Origin of the sequence: Pseudobutyrivibrio sp. (genome assembly GCF_017471675.1) — a bacterium.
Taxonomy (GTDB): Bacteria; Bacillota; Clostridia; order Lachnospirales; family Lachnospiraceae; genus Pseudobutyrivibrio.
Genome location: NZ_JAFUSK010000037.1, coordinates 13,566 through 36,024, shown reverse-complemented (window position 1 = coordinate 36,024; position 22,459 = coordinate 13,566). Strand labels below are relative to the sequence as shown.

At 38.0% G+C, this 22,459-nt stretch carries 25 protein-coding genes; all 25 read left to right on the top strand.

The window, feature by feature from the left end:
- Positions 1-27 precede the first annotated feature (27 nt).
- Positions 28-996: an FtsH protease activity modulator HflK gene (hflK, locus tag IJ535_RS06485; RefSeq protein WP_294300294.1), complete on the top strand. Its 969-nt coding sequence runs from the start codon at positions 28-30 to the stop codon at positions 994-996.
- On the top strand, positions 997-1,860 hold the full coding sequence (hflC, locus tag IJ535_RS06480; protein WP_294300292.1) for a protease modulator HflC: 864 nt from the start codon (positions 997-999) through the stop codon (positions 1,858-1,860).
- Positions 1,861-2,016: 156 nt separating this feature from the next.
- A complete protein-coding gene (locus IJ535_RS06475; RefSeq protein WP_294300290.1) occupies positions 2,017-2,718 on the top strand; it encodes a response regulator transcription factor in 702 nt (233 codons plus the stop codon).
- 17 nt (positions 2,719-2,735) lie between these two features.
- Positions 2,736-5,285, top strand: coding sequence for a sensor histidine kinase (locus IJ535_RS06470; protein ID WP_294300288.1), 2,550 nt, complete (start codon positions 2,736-2,738; stop codon positions 5,283-5,285).
- Between the two features lie 77 nt (positions 5,286-5,362).
- Positions 5,363-5,998, top strand: a complete 636-nt coding sequence (locus IJ535_RS06465) for a hypothetical protein (protein ID WP_294300286.1) — start codon at positions 5,363-5,365, stop codon at positions 5,996-5,998.
- A gap of 76 nt (positions 5,999-6,074) precedes the next feature.
- Positions 6,075-6,689, top strand: a complete 615-nt coding sequence (locus IJ535_RS06460; RefSeq protein WP_294300284.1) for a hypothetical protein — start codon at positions 6,075-6,077, stop codon at positions 6,687-6,689.
- A 49-nt stretch (positions 6,690-6,738) separates the two neighbouring features.
- Positions 6,739-6,885 carry a hypothetical protein gene (locus IJ535_RS06455; RefSeq protein ID WP_294300283.1) on the top strand — a complete coding sequence of 49 codons (147 nt, stop codon included), beginning with the start codon at positions 6,739-6,741 and terminating at the stop codon, positions 6,883-6,885.
- 66 nt (positions 6,886-6,951) lie between these two features.
- Entirely contained in the window at positions 6,952-8,202 is a 1,251-nt protein-coding gene (locus IJ535_RS06450; RefSeq protein ID WP_294300282.1) for a hypothetical protein, read from the top strand.
- A 594-nt stretch (positions 8,203-8,796) separates the two neighbouring features.
- On the top strand, positions 8,797-9,555 hold the full coding sequence (locus IJ535_RS06445) for an SDR family NAD(P)-dependent oxidoreductase (RefSeq protein WP_294300280.1): 759 nt from the start codon (positions 8,797-8,799) through the stop codon (positions 9,553-9,555).
- Positions 9,556-9,568: 13 nt separating this feature from the next.
- On the top strand, positions 9,569-10,288 hold the full coding sequence (gene surE / locus IJ535_RS06440) for a 5'/3'-nucleotidase SurE (protein WP_294300278.1): 720 nt from the start codon (positions 9,569-9,571) through the stop codon (positions 10,286-10,288).
- 183 nt (positions 10,289-10,471) lie between these two features.
- On the top strand, positions 10,472-10,894 hold the full coding sequence (locus tag IJ535_RS06435) for a 6-pyruvoyl trahydropterin synthase family protein (RefSeq protein WP_294300277.1): 423 nt from the start codon (positions 10,472-10,474) through the stop codon (positions 10,892-10,894).
- A gap of 9 nt (positions 10,895-10,903) precedes the next feature.
- The gene (gene queE / locus IJ535_RS06430) at positions 10,904-11,572 is read left to right on the top strand and encodes a putative 7-carboxy-7-deazaguanine synthase QueE (protein ID WP_294300275.1); all 669 of its coding nucleotides are present in this window, start codon (positions 10,904-10,906) and stop codon (positions 11,570-11,572) included.
- 15 nt (positions 11,573-11,587) lie between these two features.
- Entirely contained in the window at positions 11,588-12,160 is a 573-nt protein-coding gene (gene folE / locus IJ535_RS06425; protein WP_294300366.1) for a GTP cyclohydrolase I FolE, read from the top strand.
- Between the two features lies 1 nt (position 12,161).
- Positions 12,162-12,848, top strand: a complete 687-nt coding sequence (gene queC, locus IJ535_RS06420; RefSeq protein WP_294300273.1) for a 7-cyano-7-deazaguanine synthase QueC — start codon at positions 12,162-12,164, stop codon at positions 12,846-12,848.
- 15 nt (positions 12,849-12,863) lie between these two features.
- Positions 12,864-13,355, top strand: a complete 492-nt coding sequence (gene queF / locus IJ535_RS06415; RefSeq protein WP_294294241.1) for a preQ(1) synthase — start codon at positions 12,864-12,866, stop codon at positions 13,353-13,355.
- Positions 13,356-13,443: 88 nt separating this feature from the next.
- Complete coding sequence (locus tag IJ535_RS06410) at positions 13,444-13,821, top strand: Asp23/Gls24 family envelope stress response protein (RefSeq protein ID WP_294294226.1); 378 nt, start codon at positions 13,444-13,446, stop codon at positions 13,819-13,821.
- Between the two features lie 106 nt (positions 13,822-13,927).
- Complete coding sequence (nusB, locus tag IJ535_RS06405) at positions 13,928-14,350, top strand: transcription antitermination factor NusB (RefSeq protein WP_294300272.1); 423 nt, start codon at positions 13,928-13,930, stop codon at positions 14,348-14,350.
- Positions 14,350-15,558 (top strand): exodeoxyribonuclease VII large subunit, encoded by a 1,209-nt coding sequence (gene xseA, locus IJ535_RS06400; RefSeq protein WP_294300270.1) that lies wholly within the window; start codon positions 14,350-14,352, stop codon positions 15,556-15,558. Before nusB ends, xseA begins: the two co-directional genes overlap by 1 nt.
- An 8-nt stretch (positions 15,559-15,566) precedes the next feature.
- Positions 15,567-15,791 (top strand): exodeoxyribonuclease VII small subunit, encoded by a 225-nt coding sequence (xseB, locus tag IJ535_RS06395; protein ID WP_294294217.1) that lies wholly within the window; start codon positions 15,567-15,569, stop codon positions 15,789-15,791.
- Positions 15,792-16,694 carry a polyprenyl synthetase family protein gene (locus IJ535_RS06390; protein ID WP_294294213.1) on the top strand — a complete coding sequence of 301 codons (903 nt, stop codon included), beginning with the start codon at positions 15,792-15,794 and terminating at the stop codon, positions 16,692-16,694.
- A gap of 5 nt (positions 16,695-16,699) precedes the next feature.
- Positions 16,700-18,562: a 1-deoxy-D-xylulose-5-phosphate synthase gene (dxs, locus tag IJ535_RS06385; RefSeq protein WP_294300269.1), complete on the top strand. Its 1,863-nt coding sequence runs from the start codon at positions 16,700-16,702 to the stop codon at positions 18,560-18,562.
- Between the two features lies 1 nt (position 18,563).
- A complete protein-coding gene (locus IJ535_RS06380; protein ID WP_294300268.1) occupies positions 18,564-19,361 on the top strand; it encodes a TlyA family RNA methyltransferase in 798 nt (265 codons plus the stop codon).
- On the top strand, positions 19,361-20,206 hold the full coding sequence (locus IJ535_RS06375) for an NAD(+)/NADH kinase (RefSeq protein WP_294300266.1): 846 nt from the start codon (positions 19,361-19,363) through the stop codon (positions 20,204-20,206). Before IJ535_RS06380 ends, IJ535_RS06375 begins: the two co-directional genes overlap by 1 nt.
- Positions 20,207-20,662: an arginine repressor gene (gene argR, locus IJ535_RS06370; RefSeq protein WP_294294194.1), complete on the top strand. Its 456-nt coding sequence runs from the start codon at positions 20,207-20,209 to the stop codon at positions 20,660-20,662. It abuts the gene before it with no gap.
- 49 nt (positions 20,663-20,711) lie between these two features.
- A complete protein-coding gene (recN, locus tag IJ535_RS06365) occupies positions 20,712-22,391 on the top strand; it encodes a DNA repair protein RecN (protein WP_294300264.1) in 1,680 nt (559 codons plus the stop codon).
- Positions 22,392-22,459 lie beyond the last annotated feature (68 nt).

The following is a 22,459-nucleotide window of genomic DNA, read 5'->3' as shown; positions in this document are numbered from 1 at the left end:
TATTATTTTAAGGGAAAGGATGTATGTATGAAAAACAAATTTAAAGATAATGTGAGTGATGGCATTAAGGATATGTCGGGCTATTGGAAAATAATTGTGCTTGTCATTGCTGTTGCTATTATAGCATTTCGTTCAATCTATTTTATTTCCGAGCAAAAGAATGGTGTAGTTACCCAGTTTGGAAAGGTTGTTAGGGTAGATACGGCAGGAATGCATTTTAAGGCTCCATGGCAATCACTTCAAACTGTGGATATAACAACACATGGCACAGGAATTGGATATTATGTTAAGGATGGACAGAATATTGCATCAGAAGAAGATGGCATTATGATTACATCTGATTTCAACCTGCTTAATATTGATTTTTATATGGAGTATAAGGTATCTGATCCAGTGGCCTATCTATATAATTCTCAGACTCCTGAAGAAATCTTAGAAAATATAGCTCTTGCTAACATCAGAACAGTAGTATCTAATTACACTGTTGATGAGGCTATGACTACAGCCAAGGGGCTTATCGAGCAGGAAGTTAAGGAAGCCATGCTTAAGTCTCTAGAAGATACTAAGATAGGACTTTCTGTTCAGAATATTACTATCCAGGATTCTGAACCTCCTACTGAAGATATTATTGCTGCATTTAAGGCAGTAGAAACTGCTAAGCAGGGTGCTGATACAGCTAAGAATAATGCATTGCAGTACAAGAACGAGCAGATTCCAAAGGCAGAGGCTAAGGCTGATAAGATTGTTCAAAATGCAACAGCATCTAAGGATGCAAGAATCGCAGAAGCAACAGGTGAGGCTTCAAAGTTTAACAAGATGTACGAGCAGTATTCAATGTATCCTGAGATTACTAAGAAGCGAATGTTCTTTGAAAAGGTAGAAGAAATTTTACCTAACACTCGTGTAATAATTACAGATGGTCAGTCAAAGATTATTCTTAACGACGGAACATCTGCTAAGAATGCAGCTATTTCTGATGAGACGGAGGGCGAATAAATGAAAAAGATTATACCTGTAGTGCTTGTTATTGCAGCACTTATAATACTTGGCTCATCAACCTATAGCGTTAGCGAGGATGAAGCTATTCTAATTTCCCAGTTTGGAAAAGTTCAGTATGTGGAGGATAAGCCAGGACTTCATTTTAAGGTACCTTTTATACAGGCTACCAAATCCATTTATACTGCAAACATCCTTTACGATATACCTACATCGGATGTTATTACTTCCGATAAGAAATCTATGATTGCAGATAACTATGTTACATGGTATGTGTCAGACCCGGTTAAGTATTACCAAACACTTAATGCTGTTCAGGGCAGGGCTGATGAGCGTATAGAGGCGGCTGTATATAATGCTACTAAAAAGACTATATCATCAATGACTCAGGATGAAATTATTGCATCAAGAGGAAGTGCTCTTACTAAGAAGATTACAGAGGAATCTAACTCAGATATTTCCCAGTATGGTATTACAATAGGAAAGGCTGAGATTAAAGCCCTAGATTTGCCTGAGGACAATAAGAACGCTGTTTACGAGCGTATGATTTCGGAAAGAAATAATATCGCCGCAGGTTACAAAGCCCAGGGTGATGCAGATGCTCAGAAGATTAAGAACGAGACTGATAAGCAGGTGACTGTAACTGTTGCTGAAGCTAAGAAGCAGGCAGATGTGCTAGAGGGTGAGGGCGAATCTGAATACATGCGTATTCTATCAGAAGCCTACAACGACCCTGCCAAGGCAAGCTTTTACAATTTCGTTAGAAGTCTTGATTCTTTGAATTCATTGGTAGGGGATGACAATGTGATTATCCTCGACCAAAACTCAGAGCTTGGAAGAATTCTTAATGGCTCTTTATTCTAAATAATGCTTAGATTGGGATTGCAATTTGCAATCCCTTTTTTCTTAAACAAATCTTAATAATTTACCCTATTGGAACTTAAAATAATATACAATAGAATAAGTTTGTGATTAATCATAAGGCTTATTTAAAAGCCAATATATATACAGGGAGAGACTATGAACAGAATTCTTATATGTGATGATGAGCCAGATATTGTATCAGCTCTAAAAATCTATTTGGAAAGTGAAGGGTTTCAGGTTGTTAGCGCAGGAAATGGAAAAGAGGCTATAGATGCCATGAAAGAACAGGCTGATATCAAGCTTATCCTTATGGATGTAATGATGCCGGTAATGGATGGTATAGCTGCAATGGCAGAAATCAGGACATTTTCCAATGTGCCAATCATCATGCTTACTGCAAAAAGTGAGGATGCAGATAAGGTGATGGGGCTTACTATAGGTGCTGATGATTATGTAACAAAGCCTTTTAATCCAGTGGAGCTAATGGCACGGGTTAAATCTCAGATTAGAAGATACACACTTCTTGGAGCATCTACAGGTAAGGTGGAAGAAGATGGCAGTGTGCTTGCTATCGGTGGCATCGAGCTTAATGATAAGTCCAAGGAAGTAACTCTTGACGGAGAGCTTGTTAATCTTACACCACTTGAGTTTGATATTTTAAAGCTTCTTATGACACATAAGGGTGAAGTTCTCTCACCACGTGACATTTACGAGAAGGTCTGGAATGATACAGTGATTGGTGCAGAAAGCACAGTGGCTGTTCACATCAGACATCTCAGAGAAAAATTAGAATACGACAGTGCCAATCCAAGATACCTAAAGGCAGTCTGGGGGCACGGGTACAAGATTGATGATTGATTCATCAGGAGGATGATATGAAAATATTTTATAATAATCTCAGTAAGATTTTACTTGGTATAGGATGTTCTATATTTGCATTTATCAGTGTGATATCACTACTGGTTTGTGCATTCTTTCAAAGCTTGGGCTTGTATTCAAACAGGAAGGATGAATTTTATGATAGCGTAAACCAAATGGCAGGAAATGGATATGCTGCTTTAGCATTATCTGATTACAAAGATGACTTTAACAAAGATAAGCTAAAGGATATGAACTGCTATTATGGAATCATAAAGGGAGTTTATAACGAAAATACGAATTTAGATGATGAGTCCATTTATGAATATAAGAATTTTGGTAAGAACGTAGTACCGGATAATGCTTATGTAAGAACTTTTCATATTAGTGAGGACACAGAGTTTGTATTAAGTGATAAATTCTTTGATTTATGGTCAGGCAATCAGATAGTTGATAGCTATAATGAAGTCTATAATACATATCAGATTGATGGCATTGGCTATGATTCTATTGGTCAGAAGGCGTATGTTTATAGCAATGGTAAATTCTATGGGGTAAATGATGAATATTACTATTGTGGAGTAGATGGGTTAGATGAGGAATCAGGTAATGATGATTTAAATTCAGCAGCTAATATTGTTTATAAGAAAATATGGGAAAATAATGTGCCTGAGGCAGTTACTGATTCTTCAAATAAAGAAGATGAGACAACCTATGTGATAGAGGATGAACAGGCTTCGGATGAGAATAATGATGCTGAAGAAACTACAGTTGATTACCTTCCTTCTGAACAGTTAACTCAAGATACAAGTAGGAGCGGTCAGGATTATCTATATATAGATGATATGGCATTTGGTACTTTAGAGGATGTTAATTCTAAGTATGTTTTTGAGATATATACAGATGAGGGCGAGAGCGCTATGATATCTGGCAAATATGTGGCAGATTTCTCACCTATGCATGACTCCCTATCTGAGATTGTAGATGCAAACGCTTCATTTGATAGTGTATCGGAATTTGGAGTATATGAATCTAGCTCTGATACTGTGGCGTATACTTTTGTATGCTTCCCTAAGACACCATACAATGGTAATGTTGATTTTTATGGTCAGGCCAAATGGTTTATAGGCTTTGCTGAGGATATGAAATTCGTATTTCCGATAGTGGCATTTTTAGCATTTGTGCTTTCAATTGTTTGCTACGTACTGTTTATGTGTGCCGCAGGACATCAGAAAAATTCTTCTGAAATTAAGGCAGGCTGGATAGGATGGATGTGTACTGATGCAGCATTTTGGCTGTTTTTAATCTTTGAATATATCATATTTGCAATTATATATAGCTGTTCTTCTTATATGAGAGATTGCAATCTTTCTATAGGAATGACAATTGCTGTGCTTGGAATATTTGCGGCTGTTATGATGACTATAGGGCTTATGTGGTCTGCAAACTTAGCGGTAAATGTGAAGCTACATCGATTCTTCAAGCATTCATTTGCAGCTCGTATTATAAAATGGCTTAAAAGTAAGCTTGTAATCATTCATCAGGAATCAATAAAGGTAAGAAAGAATATCAAATGGAGCAGAAGAATATGGGCTATCTTTATCGTAATTACGATAATTGAGTATTTTGTTGTCATGACTTCAATAGATACTACTGGTATAGCTCCTTTCTGGGCAATTGAAAAGATTGCATTTGCAGTAGTATTGCACAAGCTTTTGGTTAGCTATGCAAGAATCAAAGAAACAGCCACATCACTTGCGGCAGGGGACTTATCTGCCAAGGTAGAGCTTAATGGAATGCCACTATTTATGGCGGAGCATGCCATGGCAATGAATCAGATTCAGGAAGGAATCAATGTAGCATTAGAGGAGCGAACCAAAAGTGAGAGAATGAAGACAGAGCTTATTACAAATGTTTCACACGATATAAAAACACCTCTTACATCTATAATCAATTATGTGGATTTGCTTAGCAAAGAGAAGCTTGATAATAAAAAGGCTATGGAATATCTTGAGGTGCTAAGCCGCCAGTCAGCCCGCCTTAAAAAGCTTATAGAGGATTTGATTGAGGCATCTAAGGCATCTACTGGAAATATCAAATTTACAATTGAGCGCATTAATGCAGGGGTACTATTAAATCAGTCTATAGGTGAGTTTTCTGAAAGACTTGAAGCTGGCAATGTTACTGTTGTAACAGATTTTCCATCAGAGGAAATTTATTTGATGGCAGACAATCGTTACCTTTGGAGAGTCTTCGATAATCTTATGTCCAATATAGTAAAATATGCGCAAAGCAACACTAGAGCCTATATTGACTTGAAAAGAGAAGATGGCAAGGTTAGATTTGTATTTAGAAATACATCTAAAAACGAGCTTAACATATCTGCAGATGAGCTTATGGAAAGATTTGTCAGAGGAGATAAATCCAGATACACAGATGGCAATGGCCTTGGCCTTTCTATAGCAAAGAGCCTTACAGAATCTATGGGAGGAGCTATGAGGCTTGAGATTGATGGAGATTTGTTTAAAGCTATAGTGGAATTTGATGAGGTTACTAAGGCAGAATAATTTTGTGAACTTTACTATTAATTTGTGGCATTACTTCTCCGATATATGATTTAGCAAATGATGTAAGGAGGGTTTTGATGAGTACGATACATAATTCAATGGAATATTATCAGAGTAATCAAGGCTTGCTTTCGATGCTAAACAGTAAAAAGAGTGGTAATGCCCTTATTGACCAAATCATTTCTAACAATGATTTGAAATTCCAGCGAAAGATGGAATCTATGGGGCTTTCAGCTGATGGTTCCAACAGCAAATACAAAAATGTAGATAAGGCTGCAAATAATCTTTTAGATGCTTTAGAAAAGCTTGATGATAAATCCTTGTATGAAGCTGAAGCAGGGAAAGAATATGATAACACTGGACTTTTGAAAGGCGTTAGCAACTTCGTAACTGCCTACAACAGTGCCATAACAAACTTAACTAAATGCGGTGGGGCTTTAAATAACAGCTTTAAGACTGAGTTTGAAGAAGCTTTTAAAGCTAAAAAGGATGAGTTCGCAAATATTGGAATTACTATGAGTTCTGATAATAAACTGGTGATAGATCAAGATAAGCTTTCTGCCGCGAAGCCTGAAGATATAAAGGCGCTGCTTGGAAGCTCATCTAGCTATTATAAAAATATAGCAAGCGCTGTCAGCTCAATAGACACAATCATTAACAAGGCTCTTGCAATGGGCTCTGGTAATTACAATGCCAAGGGGTTGATGATTTAAAATTTTAATATGTAAGGATAGTTTAAGGTTCATGGATGATATGCCATGAACCTTTTTGTGTAAGTAGGAGAACGCTATGCAGATATCTTTTAACCTGGGAACAATATCATTTAATGATGGTCATGCTACTGGACAATCTGTATCTAATCAGCTTTCTGATGTAGTTAGAGGTCTAAGGGAACAGGCATCAAAATCTGAAAAACAGGATGATTCTAAAATGATGGAGAAAATCCAGGCAAAGATCAAAAGTGGAAAGCGGCTAACATCTAAGGAAGAAACATATCTTAAGGAACATAATCCTGAACTTTATCAGCAATATGTACGGATTAGAAAGATGGCAGAGGCATTAGAACAACAATTGAAGAATGCCAATTCCAAAGAAGAAGTGAATGATATTATCTTTAAGTCTATTAATGGTGTTTCGGATAAAGACCCATTTAAGGCAGCCATAGTTGCGGCAATGGATGAGGTAATAAAGGAATTCAAAAAGTCAGATGGCTATAAAAATCTTCCTGATAAAAAGGAGGATGCGACTGAGGATAAAATAAAGACAAAAAAGAGGGCAAAGGATGAGGATGACAAAGGTATTTTAGGTAATGGAAATGATGAAGACGACGATTTTGATGTTATGTCATGGACTCCATTGCAGGAAGTGATAGATGCAATGCCAAGTTTTAATATTATGTCGTGATACTATAAATAAGAATAACATTAAAAAAGGAGTCTGAGAGCTATGCTATTTGGTAAAAAAAGCTGCGGATATGCGTCTGCTTTTAAGAGAAAGTGAAAGCACTCATAACTATTTGCAGCTTTTAATAGATTACAAAAAAGAAGGAGGTGCTGCCCTTGCAAAAATTAGAGAGAAGCAGGTAGATGGTATTGTTTAACCCGCTTGGACCCTTTGGGGAAGTGAGGCAGTTTTGATTGACAGAGAAACTGCGGAAAGGTTTTTTATGGCAGATTTTTTAACAGAAAATAGCATGCTGCTATCAAGCAGCTTTGCAAGTAGTAGCTTTTATTTTTCAAATTTAACTGGTGGCAGTGATTTTGACAGTGTAATGAAGGCTTCTACAGATGAAAAACTAAATATGAATGAATTGGCTGGTGCATCTACAAACAATGCTGACGCTTATACGCGTATAGTATCTGCTACCGTAATGAGCAGCCAAATGATGGCTCAGACAGGAGCTGATGGAAGAGTAGCATATTCATATCAGGGTTTGATGCAAAAATTTGAAATACGTATAGACGTTAATGGGGAAGATAGAACATATACAGCAGTGGGAACTGATAAGGATGGAAACCCATTTTCAAAGGAGATAGATCCATATAATGTAGACCCAACGGATGCAGATTTCACAGAGTTTGCTGCACTTTGCAGCTATATATGTGAGACAGAAAATATTGCGGATAAGGCCATGAATTTTGTTAGTGAAATAGCTGATACTGATATTTTCAAGCAGATGGATTATCTTTCTGCATTCTCTGCAAATATTAGCAAATATGAAATGATGGGATTTAGCAATCTTACAGCCGAAAGCTTAATGCCTCATATCAACAGACTTATGGAAGTGTTGATGAATTCTGGTATGTCTGGAAGCGTTGGTTCTGTTTCAACTTTGGATTTTGAATACAATAAATCAGGGGTTACAGAAAAGGTAGATGAAGCGGAATCGGTAGATGATGAACGAACAATAGACCTTGGTATGGGCTTTTTGCTAACACCAGGCTCAGGAGTTGGAATGACTGCAAGGCAGATAATAAATCCTGACTCAGAGGATTTGATTGTAAGAGTCAAATTATCAGGCGGCAAGGAATATGATGTAAATCTAAATGAAGTTGACCCTAGAAATGCAACAGCAATAGAGATGTTTGCATATTGTCAGTATGCAGATTCAATAGGGGCAGGTGTTGCTAATACTCATTTTGGCAGTTGGAGTGCTTTGAAAAGCATGATGGATCCTCTAGGCGGGATGGAGTGTAAATCAATTGATGAAGCTGTTAGTAAAAAACTTGATTGGACAAAGAATGTATCAGAATCGGACTATAAGTTTGTGAATCAAACAACTGGGGAGGCATTAACAGCGGAAGACGTTATAAAGATGTTAATGGAGACTTATCAAAAAATAGACCACAGCGACGTGGAAGACTGGCGTAAGATTTCTGATGAAGAATGGGAAAAGCTTTTAGCAAAGGAGATATGACTATTAAGGGCAGGTTGTCAATTTCAAGAACTGATTGATGACCTGCCGTATTAATAAGAGATTATCTTGTTACATTTTTAAGTGAATTAATAAAGATGGAAGATTTCACTTAAAAACTGGAAAGTGAGTTAAGTGTGAATAATAAAAAAATAAATTCACTTAAGTAAAGGTAAATAATTTTAATCAAAGTTAAGTGTATGTGGATATATGAGAATTTCACTTAAGTACCTATTAAGTGAAATTAGGGAAACGAGATATTCACTTAACTGAGGTGAAAATCGTGGTGAAAAAGTTAAGTGGAAAAAAATTTCATGGGAGAAAAACTTAATAGGGAAAGAGGATTTTAAGTGAATCTCAGAAAAATGAATTTTCACTTAAAGAGAAGAAAAAAATTGTTAAGTGAAAAAAGAATTTATAATAAATAAACTTAATTCCTGAATAATGCACCTCAGAATAATGCAAATGGTGATAAATGGAGGACTGTCGGTCTCTGTAAAAGTGATGTTTTTCAAGAATCTATAGATTTATAAGTGCATATTCTTTAAAATAGTTATTATGAAACTAGTTAAACAGGCAAGAAAAGGAGAGGCAGTTATGAAAACAGCACTTATTACAGGGGCAACATCAGGTATTGGAATGGAGTTTGCCAGAAGATACGCAGCAAAAGGATATAGGCTAATCATTACAGGACGTAGAACTGATAGAATGGAGCAGCTTAAGGAAGAGTTGGAGGTTCCTGTAGAGATTTACTCTTATGATTTAGGTAAGAAGAAGCAATGCTTTGAATTGTTAGAGGCTATCAAGGATGAAGATATTGATATATTTATAAATAATGCAGGCTTTGGTCTTGCAGGGGCATTTCTTGAAACCGATATAGAAAAAGAAGTTAATATGATAAAGGTTAATGATATGGCCATGCATATTTTGTTCAAAGGGATTCTTCAGAAGATGCATGAGAATGGTCACGGACATATTTTGAATGTAGCATCCTCAGCTGGACTTCTTCCAGCTGGGCCATATATGGCTACATATTATGCAAGCAAGGCATATGTTACAAGCTTAACAAGGGCTGTTGCAATGGAGCTTAAGGAAATGGGAAGCTCGGTAAAGGTAAGTGCTCTATGCCCAGGACCAGTTGATACTGAATTTAATGAAAGAGCGGATGTTGTATTTGCATTAAAGGGAATAAGTGCTAATCAGTGTGTAGATGAGGCTATCAGAGGATTAGACGCTGGAAAGCTAATAATTGTTCCTTCATTTACAATGAAGCTTGCGGCAATCTTTTTACATCTGGTGCCATATCCAATTTTAGTTAAGATTACTGGTCGTCAGCAGAAAAAGAAATTAGGTTAAACGGGAGAATAGAATGAGAATACTAATTACAAATGATGATGGAATTAGTTCTGATGGCATAGTGCGCCTTGCAAGGGCAGCTAAAGAATTTGGGGAAGTGTGGGTAGTAGCACCAGAGAGCCAAAGAAGTGCTGCGAGCCATAGCATCACATTGCATAACACTATAGATATTTATCCTTGCGAGGATTTTCCGATAGATGGTGTGCATGCCTATTATTGCAGTGGTACTCCAGGGGATTGTGTAAGAGTAGGTGGACTTAATGTAATGCCTGCAAAGCCTGACTTAGTACTTTCAGGGATTAACTATGGATATAATGTGGCATCTGATATTCAGTATTCCGCCACATGCGGAGCGGCTTTTGAGGCAGCCTTTCAGGGGTATCATGCCATAGCATTATCTGAGGGCGCCTGTGATTGTCATGAGGTAACTGACAAATATGTAAAACAGATTTTAAAGGAATTAATAGATACACCTCTAGCTCCTGGAATTGTTCACAATGTGAACTTTCCTAGCTGTGCACTGGCTGATTGCAAGGGCATTCTTTATGATAGAAAGATATCAAGAGGAATGTTTTATAAGGACACCTATGATGAGGTGGAAAAGCTTGATAACGGTGGCATACGCTACATGGTAAATGGTCATTATAATGAAGAGAATGAGCCTGGCACAGATTTTAGAGCAATCACCGATAATTATGTATCAGTTGGAATAGTGAATAATATTGGCTATTAGCTGTTGCATTATTCGTAAAAAGGGTTTATCATACAAAAGCAAATTAAATAGGACAGTTCGTTTGTACCATCCTGTCCCTAAACAAAACCAGGACTATTTTTTCTTTATGATTAATTTAGGCTGTAGGTATGTTCTACAGCCTTTTTCTTTGGGGAAATTCACGTCCTGTTCAGGAGGAATTCAATGTATTACTTAACTGCAGAAGCATCCTTTGATGGAGCTCATTTTTTATCAGGCTACGAGGGCAAATGCTCCAATCTTCATGGTCATAGATGGAGGGTGATTTTAAAAATTAAATCATATGAATTGAAGCCTGATGGCCAACAAAGAGGCATGGTTGTAGATTTTGGAGATGTGAAAGCCGCTCTTAAGGAAGAGACAGATTTCTTTGACCATACTTTTATTTACGAAAAGGATACCCTAAAGCCTGCTACTGTAGCAGCCCTTAATGACGAGGGGTTTCTTATGAGAATAGTGGATTTTAGACCTACAGCAGAAAACTTGTCAAAGTATTTTTATGATAGATTCACTGAAAAATATGGATTTGATGTGGCAGAGGTTACTGTCTACGAGACTCCTAATAACATGGCAAGCTACAGCAGTTAGGAGGATGTAATGTCAGTATTTAATGTAGTAGAAAAATTTGTAAGCATAAATGGTGAAGGGCAACATGCAGGAGAGCTGGCGGTTTTTATAAGGCTTAGGGGCTGCAATCTTAAGTGCAGCTATTGTGATACCAGGTGGGCCTGTACTGAAGATGCAAAGGCAGAGGAGATGACGGAGACTGAGATTGTATCTTATGTAATTTCTACAGGTGTGAAACGAGTAACACTTACTGGTGGCGAACCTCTTCTTGCGGATAATGCGATTGATTTGTTAGAGGCATTAGCAGCACATAAGGATATTTTTGTGGAGATAGAGACTAATGGAAGTGTAGATATACATCCATTTACAGAGATTGATAATCCACCAGCGTTTACACTTGATTACAAGCTTAAAGGCTCTGGCGTGGAAAATAGGATGCTTACAGACAATTTTAAATATCTTTCATCAAAGGATACAGTCAAGTTTGTGTGTTCTGATGTTAGTGAGCTTGATAGGGTATGTGAAATAGTTGATAAGTATCGTATATCCGATAAATGCACAGCACTAATCAGCCCTGTATTCGGCAGAATTGAACCAGCTGATATGGTAGATTACCTGATTACGCACAAAAGAAATGACATAAGATTACAGCTTCAGCTTCACAAATTTATTTGGGATCCAAATAAAAGAGGAGTGTAGTAGAAAGGATAGATGATGGCTATTGATAAGGAATTAATTAAAGAAAGTGTTAGAAATATATTAATCGCCCTTGGGGATGATCCAGATAGAGCAGGCCTTAAAGATACTCCTGATAGAGTCGCAAGAATGTACGAGGAAGTTTTTGAAGGAATGAATTATACCAATCAACAGATTGCAGATATGTTCAATAAGACCTTTGATGAGGATTACTATGATGAAAATAATCAGGATTTGGTTGTAGTAAAGGATATAGAGGTGTTCTCTTATTGTGAGCATCACCTGGCTCTTATGTATGACATGAAGGTAAGTGTTGCTTACATTCCAAAGGGCAAGGTGATTGGTCTTTCAAAGATTGCACGTATTGCTGATATGGCAGCCAAGAGGCTGCAGCTTCAGGAACGCATCGGCAATGATATAGCAGAGATTATTCAGCTGGTGACAGGCTCAGAGGATGTGGCTGTATTTATAGAAGCAAGTCACAGTTGTATGACAGCTAGAGGAATTAAGAACGCAGGGGCAAGGACACAGACTCAGACTCTCAGGGGCAGATTTAAAACCGATAGAGATTTAATGGAAAGGATTATGTAATATGAAGGCACTAGTACTTATAAGCGGAGGATTGGACAGCACCACATGTCTGGCTCTTGCAGTAAAAGAATATGGAAATGAAAATGTGGTAGGTCTTTCTATTTTTTATGGACAAAGACATGATAAAGAAATAAAGGCTGCAGATGCAGTTTGCGATTATTACAAGGTGGAGCATATTACCCTTGATTTATCTACAATGTTTCAGTTTAGTGATTGCACACTTCTTAAGCATTCAGAGGGAGAGATTCCAGAGGGGGCTTATGATGAACAGTTAAAGGAGACAGATGGAAAGCCAGTCAGTACTTATGTGCCATTTAGAAATGGATTGTTTCTTTCAAGCGCAGCTGCCATAGCTCTTTCAAAGGGCTGCTCTAAGATATATTATGGCGCTCATGCAGATGATGCTGCAGGAAATGCGTACCCGGATTGCTCCAGTGATTTTAACAACGCCATGAACACTGCAATTTATGAAGGCAGTGGCAAGCAGCTACAAATAGAGGCACCATTCATTGGGCTTAACAAAGCAGGTGTTGTGAAGATGGGACTTGAGGTAAATGTACCTTACGAGCTTACCTGGAGCTGCTACGAGGGCCATGATAAGGCTTGTGGCAGATGCGGTACCTGCATCGATAGAAAAAAGGCTTTTGAATTAAATAAAACAGTTGACCCTATAGAATACGAAGAATAATTTGGAGGATATGAAATGAGCAACAGAAAAGACGAAGGAACACTTACATTACTTGGAAACAAGAATAATAAATACCCAGATAACTACGCACCAGAAATGCTTCAGACATTTTTGAATAAACATCCTGAAAATGATTATTTTGTAAAATTTAACTGCCCTGAATTTACATCACTTTGCCCTATTACAGGTCAGCCTGATTTTGCAAACATAATCATATCCTATGTGCCAGGGGAAAAGATGGTTGAAAGCAAATCCTTAAAGCTGTATTTATTCAGCTTTAGAAACCACGGGGATTTTCATGAGGACTGTGTAAATATCATTATGAAGGATTTAATTAAGCTTATGGACCCTAAGTATATTGAGGTTTGGGGCAAGTTCACTCCAAGAGGAGGAATCTCCATCGACCCATATTGCAACTATGGCAAGCCAGGCACAAAATGGGAGGAGGTAGCAACTCACAGGCTTATCAATCACGATATGTATCCGGAAAAGGTGGATAATAGATAGATTAATATAAAGAATTAAAAACAGGTTTACCAAAATGTGATACTTTGCTATAATCATATTAGTTTTTCTATGATTTTAGGAGGCAGTTATGGCAGAGAATAAGAATTTTGTAATAAATGTAAATGGAGATGGTGGTGTTAACATCTCTGAGGAAGTTGTTGGTATTATTGCAGGCCTTGGCGCTGTAGAGGTTGAGGGTGTTGAATCACTTGCTGGTAATCTTACATCTGACAGCATTTCTAAGGCTGGCGCAGGCAAGCTTGCTAAGGCTATTAAGGTAGTTGATAATGAGCCAGGTAAGATTTCAGTACACATGGCTATCAACATGAAATACGGCTACGAGATTCCTAAGGTATCTGGTATGGTTCAGGAAAAGGTTAAGTCTGCTGTTGAGACTATGACAGGTCTTGAGGTTACAGCTGTTGATATCCGCATCGCAACAGTTAGTGTTGCTGGTACAAACTAGTATACAGTTATTTATTTTTTATGCATATTAATGTATAATTATGGGGTGCTATTTTAGATAGCACCCTATATTAGTCTAAAGTTATAGAAGTTCAGGAGTATTATTTATGAATAGACACGAAATCAGAAAAGAAGTATTCAAGGCTGTATTTATGAATGAGTTTTATGATTCAGAAGAGATGAATCAGGTTATAAACACATTCCTTGATGGAAGAGATAACGCCGAGGAGGAGGATCTTCTTAAGAACAACAAAACAGAAGAGGACGAGGCTTACATCAAGACCAAGGCGGAGGATATTATTTCTAAGCTTACAGAAATCGACGAGATGATTAATAAGTCTGTTGATGGCTGGAAGACTACACGTATGGCTAAGGTAGATTTAACACTTATCAGACTTGCTTTGTATGAGATTAAGTTTGAGAATCTTCCTGTAGGTGTTGCTATTAATGAGGCAGTTTCTCTTGCTGACGAATTTGGAACAGATTCTTCAGCAGGCTTTGTAAATGGAGCTTTAGCTAAATTAGTATAATGAATAAAAATATATATAGTGTATCACAGGTAAATACATATATTGAGCGTATGTTTGCCGATGATTTTATGCTTGGAAACCTTTCACTTAGCGGAGAGGTTTCTAATTGCAAATACAATCATACAGGTCACATTTATTTTACCCTTAAGGATGAAAAGAGTGCCATTAGCTGTGTTATGTTTGCTGGAAAGCGGGCTAAGGGGCTCAAGTTTCCTATGAAAGATGGCGACCAGGTAGTTGTCACGGGCTATGTAGGCATATATGCTGCTACTGGTAGATATCAGGTTTATGCAAGCACTATTGAGCTTGCTGGTGTTGGAGATTTGTACCAAAGGTTTGAGGCGTTGAAGCAGGAGCTTGAAGAAAGCGGAATGTTTGATGCTATGTACAAAAAGCCAATTCCTACACACGCCATGAAGATAGGTATTGTTACAGCATCTACAGGTGCTGCGGTTCACGATATCATACGTGTATCCAAGACCAGGAATCCTTATGTACAGCTAATACTTTATCCAGCACAGGTACAGGGTGAGGGGGCAGCAGCCACTATCGTGGCAGGTATCAATTGCCTTGATTCCATGGGCTTGGATGTAATTATTGTTGGTAGAGGCGGTGGCTCCATTGAAGATCTTTGGGCTTTTAATGAGGAGATAGTTGCAAAAGCAATATTTCACGCTAATACGCCTATTATATCTGCCGTTGGTCATGAGACAGATTTTACCATTGCAGATTTTGTGGCAGATAAAAGGGCAGCTACACCATCACAGGCAGCGGAGCTTGCTAACTTTGTTTATGATGATTTCGCAGGTCGAATAGATAGATATTCAGATAAGCTTAATCGTGCTTTGGATTATAAGCTTTTAAATGCAGCTCAGTTAGTTGAAAACTATAAGCTTCGTCTTAATGCACTTAGGCCTGAGAACAAGCTTAAAGCAAATGAAACTCAACTTAAGCTTTACTTTAAACAGCTACAATCCCTTATGGAGAACAAGCTATCCAGATATGAGAACAGGTTAATTTCTGTTTCAGGTAGGTTGGATGGATTATCGCCTGCTAAGAAGCTTGCTACAGGCTTTGGTTATGTTACAAATGAAGTAGGAAAGAGAATAGATAGCGCAGCTGATTTAGCAATTGGCGAAAGCATGATTGTTAGAATTAAAGACGGCACAATAAAGAGTCAGGTTACTGAAATAGAGTTTACCAAGTAGGAGAACAAATGGAAGAAAACAATACAAAGACTATCGAAGAAAGCTTTGAGGCACTTGAAGAAATAATTACTAAGCTTGAATCCTCAGATATTTCATTGGATGAATCCTTTGCTTTATACAAAAATGGTATGGAAGAGCTAAAGCAGGCAAATGATAAAATAGAACAAACCAAGAAAGCTGTCATGGCTATAAGCAAGGATGGCGGTCTTGAAGTTTTTGAAGAGGAAGAATAAATGGCAACTGATGTTAAAACGAGACTAACTGACAGAGCAGCAGAAGCTGAAAAAATAGTAGTTAAGTATCTTCCTGAAGTATCAGGTATGCAGCGCACTATTTTTGAAGCCATGGAATACAGTATTAAGGCCGGTGGTAAAAGGCTGCGCCCTGTACTTATGAGTGAAACCTTCAAGCTGTTTGGTGGCAAGGGTGAGGCAATTGATTGTTTCATGGCTGCTATCGAAATGATTCACACATATTCCCTTGTCCATGATGATTTACCATCCATGGATAATGATATGCTAAGGCGAGGCAAGCCTACCACACATGCTGTATATGGTGAAGGAATGGGGGTACTTGCTGGAGATGCACTTTTAAATTATGCTTTTGAGACAGCACTTAAATCCTTTAATGTAGAAGGTGCATCTATTGATAGAAATATAAAAGCACTACAGATTTTATCAAAAAAGGCTGGAGTGTTTGGTATGATTGGCGGTCAGGTTGTAGATGTGGAATCTGAAAAGAAGCATGAAACCATGACTGAAGAAAAAATTGATTTTATCTACGAGCTTAAGACAGGGGCACTCATTGAAGCATCAATGGAGATAGGCGCAGTACTTGCTGGGGCATCGGAGGATGAAATAAAGCTTATTGAATCTGTTGCATCTAAGATTGGAATGGCATTTCAGATTCAGGACGATATTCTTGATATCGAGGGAGACGAGGCAGTTCTTGGAAAGCCAATTGGCTCAGATGAACGCAATGAAAAATCAACTTATGTTACATTCAAAGGTATAGAAAAATCTAAAGAAGAGGTGAAACGTCTTACAGATGAGGCAATAGATAATCTTAAGAAGCTTCCATACGAAAATGATTTCCTTATGGATTTACTTCAGTACCTTGTCTACCGAGACAACTAAGTATTATGGTCCTTGATAAGATAAAGCAACCTAATGATATAAAGAACTTATCTGAGGAGGAGATTAAGGCTCTTCCTGCTGAAATACGTGAATTTTTAATTGACCATCTATCTAAGACTGGTGGACACTTGGCTTCTAATCTTGGAACAGTAGAGCTTACAATAGCTCTTCATCTACTTATGGATTTTCCAAATGATAAGCTGATTTGGGATGTAGGTCATCAGGCTTATACCCACAAAATCCTTACAGGAAGAGCTGATGAGTTTGACCATTTGCGTCAATATGGTGGAATCAGCGGTTTCCCTAAGAGAGGGGAAAGTGACTGTGATAGTTTTGATACATGCAATAGCTCCACCTCCCTTTCAGCTGGCTTAGGCTATTGCATGGCTAGGGATTTGGCAGGTGAGGACTATAAGGTGGCTGCTGTTATTGGAGATGGTGCGCTTACTGGTGGTCTTGCTTATGAGGCTCTCAATAATGCATCCAGACTTAATAAGTCTAATTTTTTAATCATTCTTAATGATAACGAAATGTCTATTTCAAAGAATGTAGGTGGTATGTCCACAAATCTTGAAAGACTTCGTACCAGTTCTAAATATGTTGGCTTTAAAAATGATGTGCTTAATTCACTTGAATCTTGGCCAAACGGTGAGAAGCTTATAAGAAAAATTCGCAGTACCAAAAATGGAATTAAATCCTTAATGGTGCCTAATATGGTTTTTGAAGACCTTGGCATCATGTATTTAGGTCCTGTTGATGGTCATAATATCAAGGCTATGCTTGAGACTTTTCGTATGGCTGTTAAGATTAAAGGACCAGTGCTTGTGCATGTAATAACTAAGAAGGGGAATGGCTATCTTCCGGCAGAGCGCCATCCTTCCAGATTCCATGGCACAGATATTTTTGAAATAGAAACAGGACTTCCTAAGCGCAATCCTAATCCAGGATATACAGATGTTTTCTCAACTGTTATGCGCAAGATGGGAGATAGAAATCCAGAGGTGGTTGCAATTACAGCTGCCATGGCAGAGGGGGCAGGCCTAAAGCGATTTAGAAATATGTTCCCTGATAGATTTTTTGATGTAGGTATTGCCGAAGAGCATGCAGTTACTTTTGCTGCAGGCCTGGCATTAGGTGGCAGGGTTCCGGTATTTGCTGTTTATTCTTCATTTTTGCAGCGTGCCTATGACCAGATACTAGAGGATGTCTGCTTACAAAATCTTCATGTGGTATTTGCTATAGACAGAGCTGGTCTTGTTGGGGCAGATGGCAGCACACATCAGGGCGTTTTTGATGTGTCATTTTTAACATCTATGCCTAACATGACTGTTATGGCACCTAAGAATAAATGGGAGCTTTCTGACATGATGAAATATGCTGTGTCAGAGCATAATGGCCCAATAGCCATTAGATATCCTAGAGGTGAAGCATACTGTGGGCTTAAGGAACATAGAGCACCTATAGAGTATGGTAAGGCAGAGGAGATTAAGCCTGGCTCTAAGGTAATGCTCTTTGCACTTGGTTCCATGGTCAAAAAAGCCGAAGAGGTATGTGAGCAGCTTAAGGCACATGGCATAGATGCAGGTATCTGCAATGCCAGATTTGCAAAGCCTCTTGATGAAAGCTACTTAAAGAATATTAAGAAGCAGTATGATTTAATTGTCACAATGGAAGAAAATGTTCTTACAGGTGGCTTTGGTGAGCAGGTACAGGCATTTTTGTATGATAATGATTACAAATGCAAGGTATTAAAGATTGCAGTACCAAATGAATTTGTTCGCCATGGTAGTGTAACACTTTTATTTAAAGAGCTTCACATGGATTCAGAATCCATAACAGAGAGAATTTTAAAAGTATTAGGAAATTAGTATGAAAGAAAGACTTGATGTAGTTTTAGTAGATAGAGGGCTTGCGCCTTCTAGAGAAAAGGCAAAAACAATGATTATGGAAGGCAATGTCTTCGTTAAGGGAAACCGTGAGGACAAAGCTGGCACCAAAATCGATGTGGATGCCCCAATAGAGATTCATGGTCAACAGCTTAAATATGTTAGCCGTGGAGGACTTAAATTAGAAAAAGCTATGACACATTTTAACATAAGCCTTGAGAATAAAGTGTGCATGGATATTGGAGCATCAACCGGAGGCTTTACCGATTGTATGCTTCAAAACGGAGCAACTAAGGTATTTTCCGTAGATGTAGGTTATGGACAGTTTGCCTGGAAGCTTCGTCAGGACCCTAGGGTTGTCTGCATGGAAAAGACTAACATACGTTATGTCACTGTTGATGATATAGGAGAGCAGCTTGATTTTGCATCTGTAGATGTTTCGTTTATCAGCCTTACAAAGGTTTTAGGCCCTGCCAAGGCACTTTTAAAGGATGATGCTGAAATGGTTTGCCTTATTAAGCCTCAATTTGAAGCAGGCAGAGAAAAGGTGGGCAAGAAGGGTGTTGTTAGAGACCCTGCTGTCCATGAGGAAGTAATTAATACAGTAATTGATTTTGTTAGAGAAATAGGTTTTTATGTTTTACACCTTGAGTTTTCACCAATCAAGGGACCAGAAGGTAATATCGAATATCTTATACACATTGCTACTAAGGAAAAACAGGGGGAAGCAATTGATGTGTCTGCTACAGTTAAGATGGCACATAACAGCTTAGACAAATAATGAAAAACTTTTTAATTGTTGCAAGATCTTTTAGTGATTTACATGAAAAATATATTAATATCATCAGAGACTACATTACAGCCCATGGTGGTATGTGCATACTTGATTTAGATACCTGCCCCGATAGCTCTGAAACTCAGGTTACTGTGGCTGATGATATCGAATGTATTATTACTGTTGGTGGTGATGGCACTGTTGTTAGGGTTGCCCAAAATGTTACAAATCGTAAGGTTCCTATAGTTGGTCTTAATTGTGGGCACTTAGGATATTTGTGTGATATGACAGTTGATAATGTAGAGCACTGTCTAGATCAGCTTCTTAGCGACAATTATAAATTAGATGAGCGAATGATGCTTGAGGGTGATTTAAATACAGATCATGAAAATCACTACAGAGCACTTAATGATATAGTGGTAGCTTCTGATGCGGCAGGATTATATGTGCTTAATCTTACTGTTAAGGTTAATGGTATTCAGCTTTATTCTCACAATTGTGACGGGCTGATCGTAGCTACACCTACAGGCTCTACCGCTTATAATCTATCTGCAAATGGACCTATTGTCAGTCCTCATGCAGATTGCATTATACTTACACCTATCAATCCTCACACCCTTAATTCCAGAAGTATTATTCTTGCTTCTACAGATGAGGTAGAGGTGACAGTTAGTGCTCGTCACGAAGAGGATGAGCCTAAGGCTAACATTATTTATGATGGAACCTATCGTCAGACACTAGGAAAAGACAAAGTATTAAAAATATATAAATCTAAATCAACCTCCAATATGGTTATGTTGGAGAATGTTAATTTCCTTGAAAGAATTAGAGCAAGAATGCAGGAGATTTAAATGAAGGTTGAAAGACAAGCTAAAATTTTAGAGTTGATAGTTAAAAACGAAATAGGCACCCAGGAGGAGCTTACAGCCAGGCTTGAAGAAGCAGGCTTTAATGCAACCCAGGCTACTGTTTCGAGAGATATCCGTGAGATGAAGCTTACAAAGATTGCAGATGGTGAAGGTAAGCTTCGCTATGTTGCATATAGGTCTACGGATGATGATATGAATGAGAAATATATCCGCATTTTCTTAGATGGTTTTATTTCTATGGATAATGCTGGTAATATATTGGTTGTTAAAACTGTTTCTGGTATGGCTATGGCTGTGGCGGCAGCACTAGACCACATGGATTTTCCAGAGATAGTTGGTTCTATTGCAGGTGATGACACAATAATGTGTGCCATCAGAAGCTTAGATGACACCGTTTCTTTAATGGGGAAATTAAAGAAGGTTATAGAGAAAAGGTAAGTGCAAGTATCCTTTTATTTTGGTAAGTCGGGCGGAAAAGGAGAATAAAATGCTAGCAAGTTTGCATGTCAAAAACTTGGCCCTTATTGATGAAGAGGAGATAGTGTTTTCAAAGGGGCTCAATATCTTATCCGGTGAAACCGGAGCAGGTAAATCTATTATTTTAGGAGCTCTACATTTAAGTCTTGGAGATAAGGCATCTAAGGATTTTCTTAGAGATGCTGATTCAGAAGCTTTTGTTGAGGCGGTTTTTCTTGTTGATGATGAGGCTACAAAGGAAGCTTTAAGAGAGCTGGATGTTGAACCATACGATGATGAGGTAATAATGAGCCGTCGTATTACAGACACTAGAAGTGTTGGTAAGATTAATGGTGAGCAGGTGCCAGCTGCCAAAATGAAAGAAGTGGGGGCTCTGCTTCTTGATATATATGGTCAGAAGGAACATCAGTCTTTGCTTAATACAAAGCGACACATGGAGCTTTTGGATGAGTATGCTAAGGATGAAATAGGAGACCTTAAGAATCAGGTATCTGCAGGCTATAAGCAGTACAAAGCACTGAAAGCGGAGCTTGAGGATGCTAAGAAGAGTGATATATCTAAGGAGCGAGAGATTGTTCTTCTTGAACATGAAATAAATGAGATTGAATCTGCTAATTTAAGACCAGGGGAGGATGAAGAGTTAGAGGATGAATATAAGCGTCTTTCTAATTTTAGCCGCACTATGGAATATTTTGGCAGAGCACATGAAGCCATGGCAGGAGATGGTGGGGTTTCTGATGCTATAAGCTCTGCTATATCGGATATACGATACATTGAGTCCATAGATGATAGAGCATCAGAGTTTTTATCTATGCTTAATGATGCAGATAGCATAATATCTGATTTTAATAGAGAGTTGTCTAGCTATATGGCTGATGCTTCCTTTGACGCAGGCAGATTTAATGAAGTGGAGCTTAGACTTAACGAAATCAATCGTCTAAAGGACAAATATGGCGCCACTATTGAGATTATTTTAGAAGAGCTTGCTGACCGTCAGGAAAAGAAAGCAAAATACGAATCCTTTGACGAATATTTAAGTGAGCTTAAGGCTAATGTAGATAAGGCTACAAAGGAGCTTGAAAATCTTTGCTGTAAGCTTTCTGATATTAGAAAGAAAAAAGCTAAAGAGCTTTCTGAAAAAATGAAGGAAGCAATGAGTGATTTAAACTTCCTTAACAGCGAGTTTGATGTAGAGCTAAAAAGATTAGACTATTTTACTGCAGATGGTTTTGATGAAGGTGAATTTGTAATTTGTACCAATCCTGGTGAGCCACTTAGACCTCTTAAGGACATTGCATCAGGTGGTGAAATGAGCCGTATTATGCTTGCTATAAAGACGGTTCTTGCTTCAAAGGGTGGTATTGATACACTTATTTTTGATGAAATAGATGCAGGTATTTCTGGAAGAACGGCTCAGGCTGTTTCTGAAAAGCTCTCTACTGTTGCAGATAGTCATCAGGTTATATGTATTACACACTTACCTCAAATTGCAGCTATGGCTGATACACATTTCTTAATTGAAAAAAGCGTAGCTAACGGTCATACTATTTCTGGAATTAAGAAGCTTTATGATGATGAAACTGCCTACGAGCTTGCAAGAATGCTTGGGGGTAGTGCAATCACAGAGGCAGTGCTTACAAATGCAAAAGAAATGTTAGAGTTAGCAAAAAAGTATAAAAATCAATCTTGACTATTTTTATAACACCTGTTATATTTATATCCGCATGGAAACATGCGGATTCTTTTTCGTCGTTATTT

Coding starts and splice junctions, on each gene's coding strand:
- hflK (WP_294300294.1), top strand. CDS start 28: ATGAAAAACAAATTTAAAGATAATGTGAGTGATGGCATTAAGGATATG.
- hflC (WP_294300292.1), top strand. CDS start 997: ATGAAAAAGATTATACCTGTAGTGCTTGTTATTGCAGCACTTATAATA.
- IJ535_RS06475 (WP_294300290.1), top strand. CDS start 2,017: ATGAACAGAATTCTTATATGTGATGATGAGCCAGATATTGTATCAGCT.
- IJ535_RS06470 (WP_294300288.1), top strand. CDS start 2,736: ATGAAAATATTTTATAATAATCTCAGTAAGATTTTACTTGGTATAGGA.
- IJ535_RS06465 (WP_294300286.1), top strand. CDS start 5,363: ATGAGTACGATACATAATTCAATGGAATATTATCAGAGTAATCAAGGC.
- IJ535_RS06460 (WP_294300284.1), top strand. CDS start 6,075: ATGCAGATATCTTTTAACCTGGGAACAATATCATTTAATGATGGTCAT.
- IJ535_RS06450 (WP_294300282.1), top strand. CDS start 6,952: ATGGCAGATTTTTTAACAGAAAATAGCATGCTGCTATCAAGCAGCTTT.
- IJ535_RS06445 (WP_294300280.1), top strand. CDS start 8,797: ATGAAAACAGCACTTATTACAGGGGCAACATCAGGTATTGGAATGGAG.
- surE (WP_294300278.1), top strand. CDS start 9,569: ATGAGAATACTAATTACAAATGATGATGGAATTAGTTCTGATGGCATA.
- IJ535_RS06435 (WP_294300277.1), top strand. CDS start 10,472: ATGTATTACTTAACTGCAGAAGCATCCTTTGATGGAGCTCATTTTTTA.
- queE (WP_294300275.1), top strand. CDS start 10,904: ATGTCAGTATTTAATGTAGTAGAAAAATTTGTAAGCATAAATGGTGAA.
- folE (WP_294300366.1), top strand. CDS start 11,588: ATGGCTATTGATAAGGAATTAATTAAAGAAAGTGTTAGAAATATATTA.
- queC (WP_294300273.1), top strand. CDS start 12,162: ATGAAGGCACTAGTACTTATAAGCGGAGGATTGGACAGCACCACATGT.
- queF (WP_294294241.1), top strand. CDS start 12,864: ATGAGCAACAGAAAAGACGAAGGAACACTTACATTACTTGGAAACAAG.
- IJ535_RS06410 (WP_294294226.1), top strand. CDS start 13,444: ATGGCAGAGAATAAGAATTTTGTAATAAATGTAAATGGAGATGGTGGT.
- nusB (WP_294300272.1), top strand. CDS start 13,928: ATGAATAGACACGAAATCAGAAAAGAAGTATTCAAGGCTGTATTTATG.
- xseA (WP_294300270.1), top strand. CDS start 14,350: ATGAATAAAAATATATATAGTGTATCACAGGTAAATACATATATTGAG.
- xseB (WP_294294217.1), top strand. CDS start 15,567: ATGGAAGAAAACAATACAAAGACTATCGAAGAAAGCTTTGAGGCACTT.
- IJ535_RS06390 (WP_294294213.1), top strand. CDS start 15,792: ATGGCAACTGATGTTAAAACGAGACTAACTGACAGAGCAGCAGAAGCT.
- dxs (WP_294300269.1), top strand. CDS start 16,700: ATGGTCCTTGATAAGATAAAGCAACCTAATGATATAAAGAACTTATCT.
- IJ535_RS06380 (WP_294300268.1), top strand. CDS start 18,564: ATGAAAGAAAGACTTGATGTAGTTTTAGTAGATAGAGGGCTTGCGCCT.
- IJ535_RS06375 (WP_294300266.1), top strand. CDS start 19,361: ATGAAAAACTTTTTAATTGTTGCAAGATCTTTTAGTGATTTACATGAA.
- argR (WP_294294194.1), top strand. CDS start 20,207: ATGAAGGTTGAAAGACAAGCTAAAATTTTAGAGTTGATAGTTAAAAAC.
- recN (WP_294300264.1), top strand. CDS start 20,712: ATGCTAGCAAGTTTGCATGTCAAAAACTTGGCCCTTATTGATGAAGAG.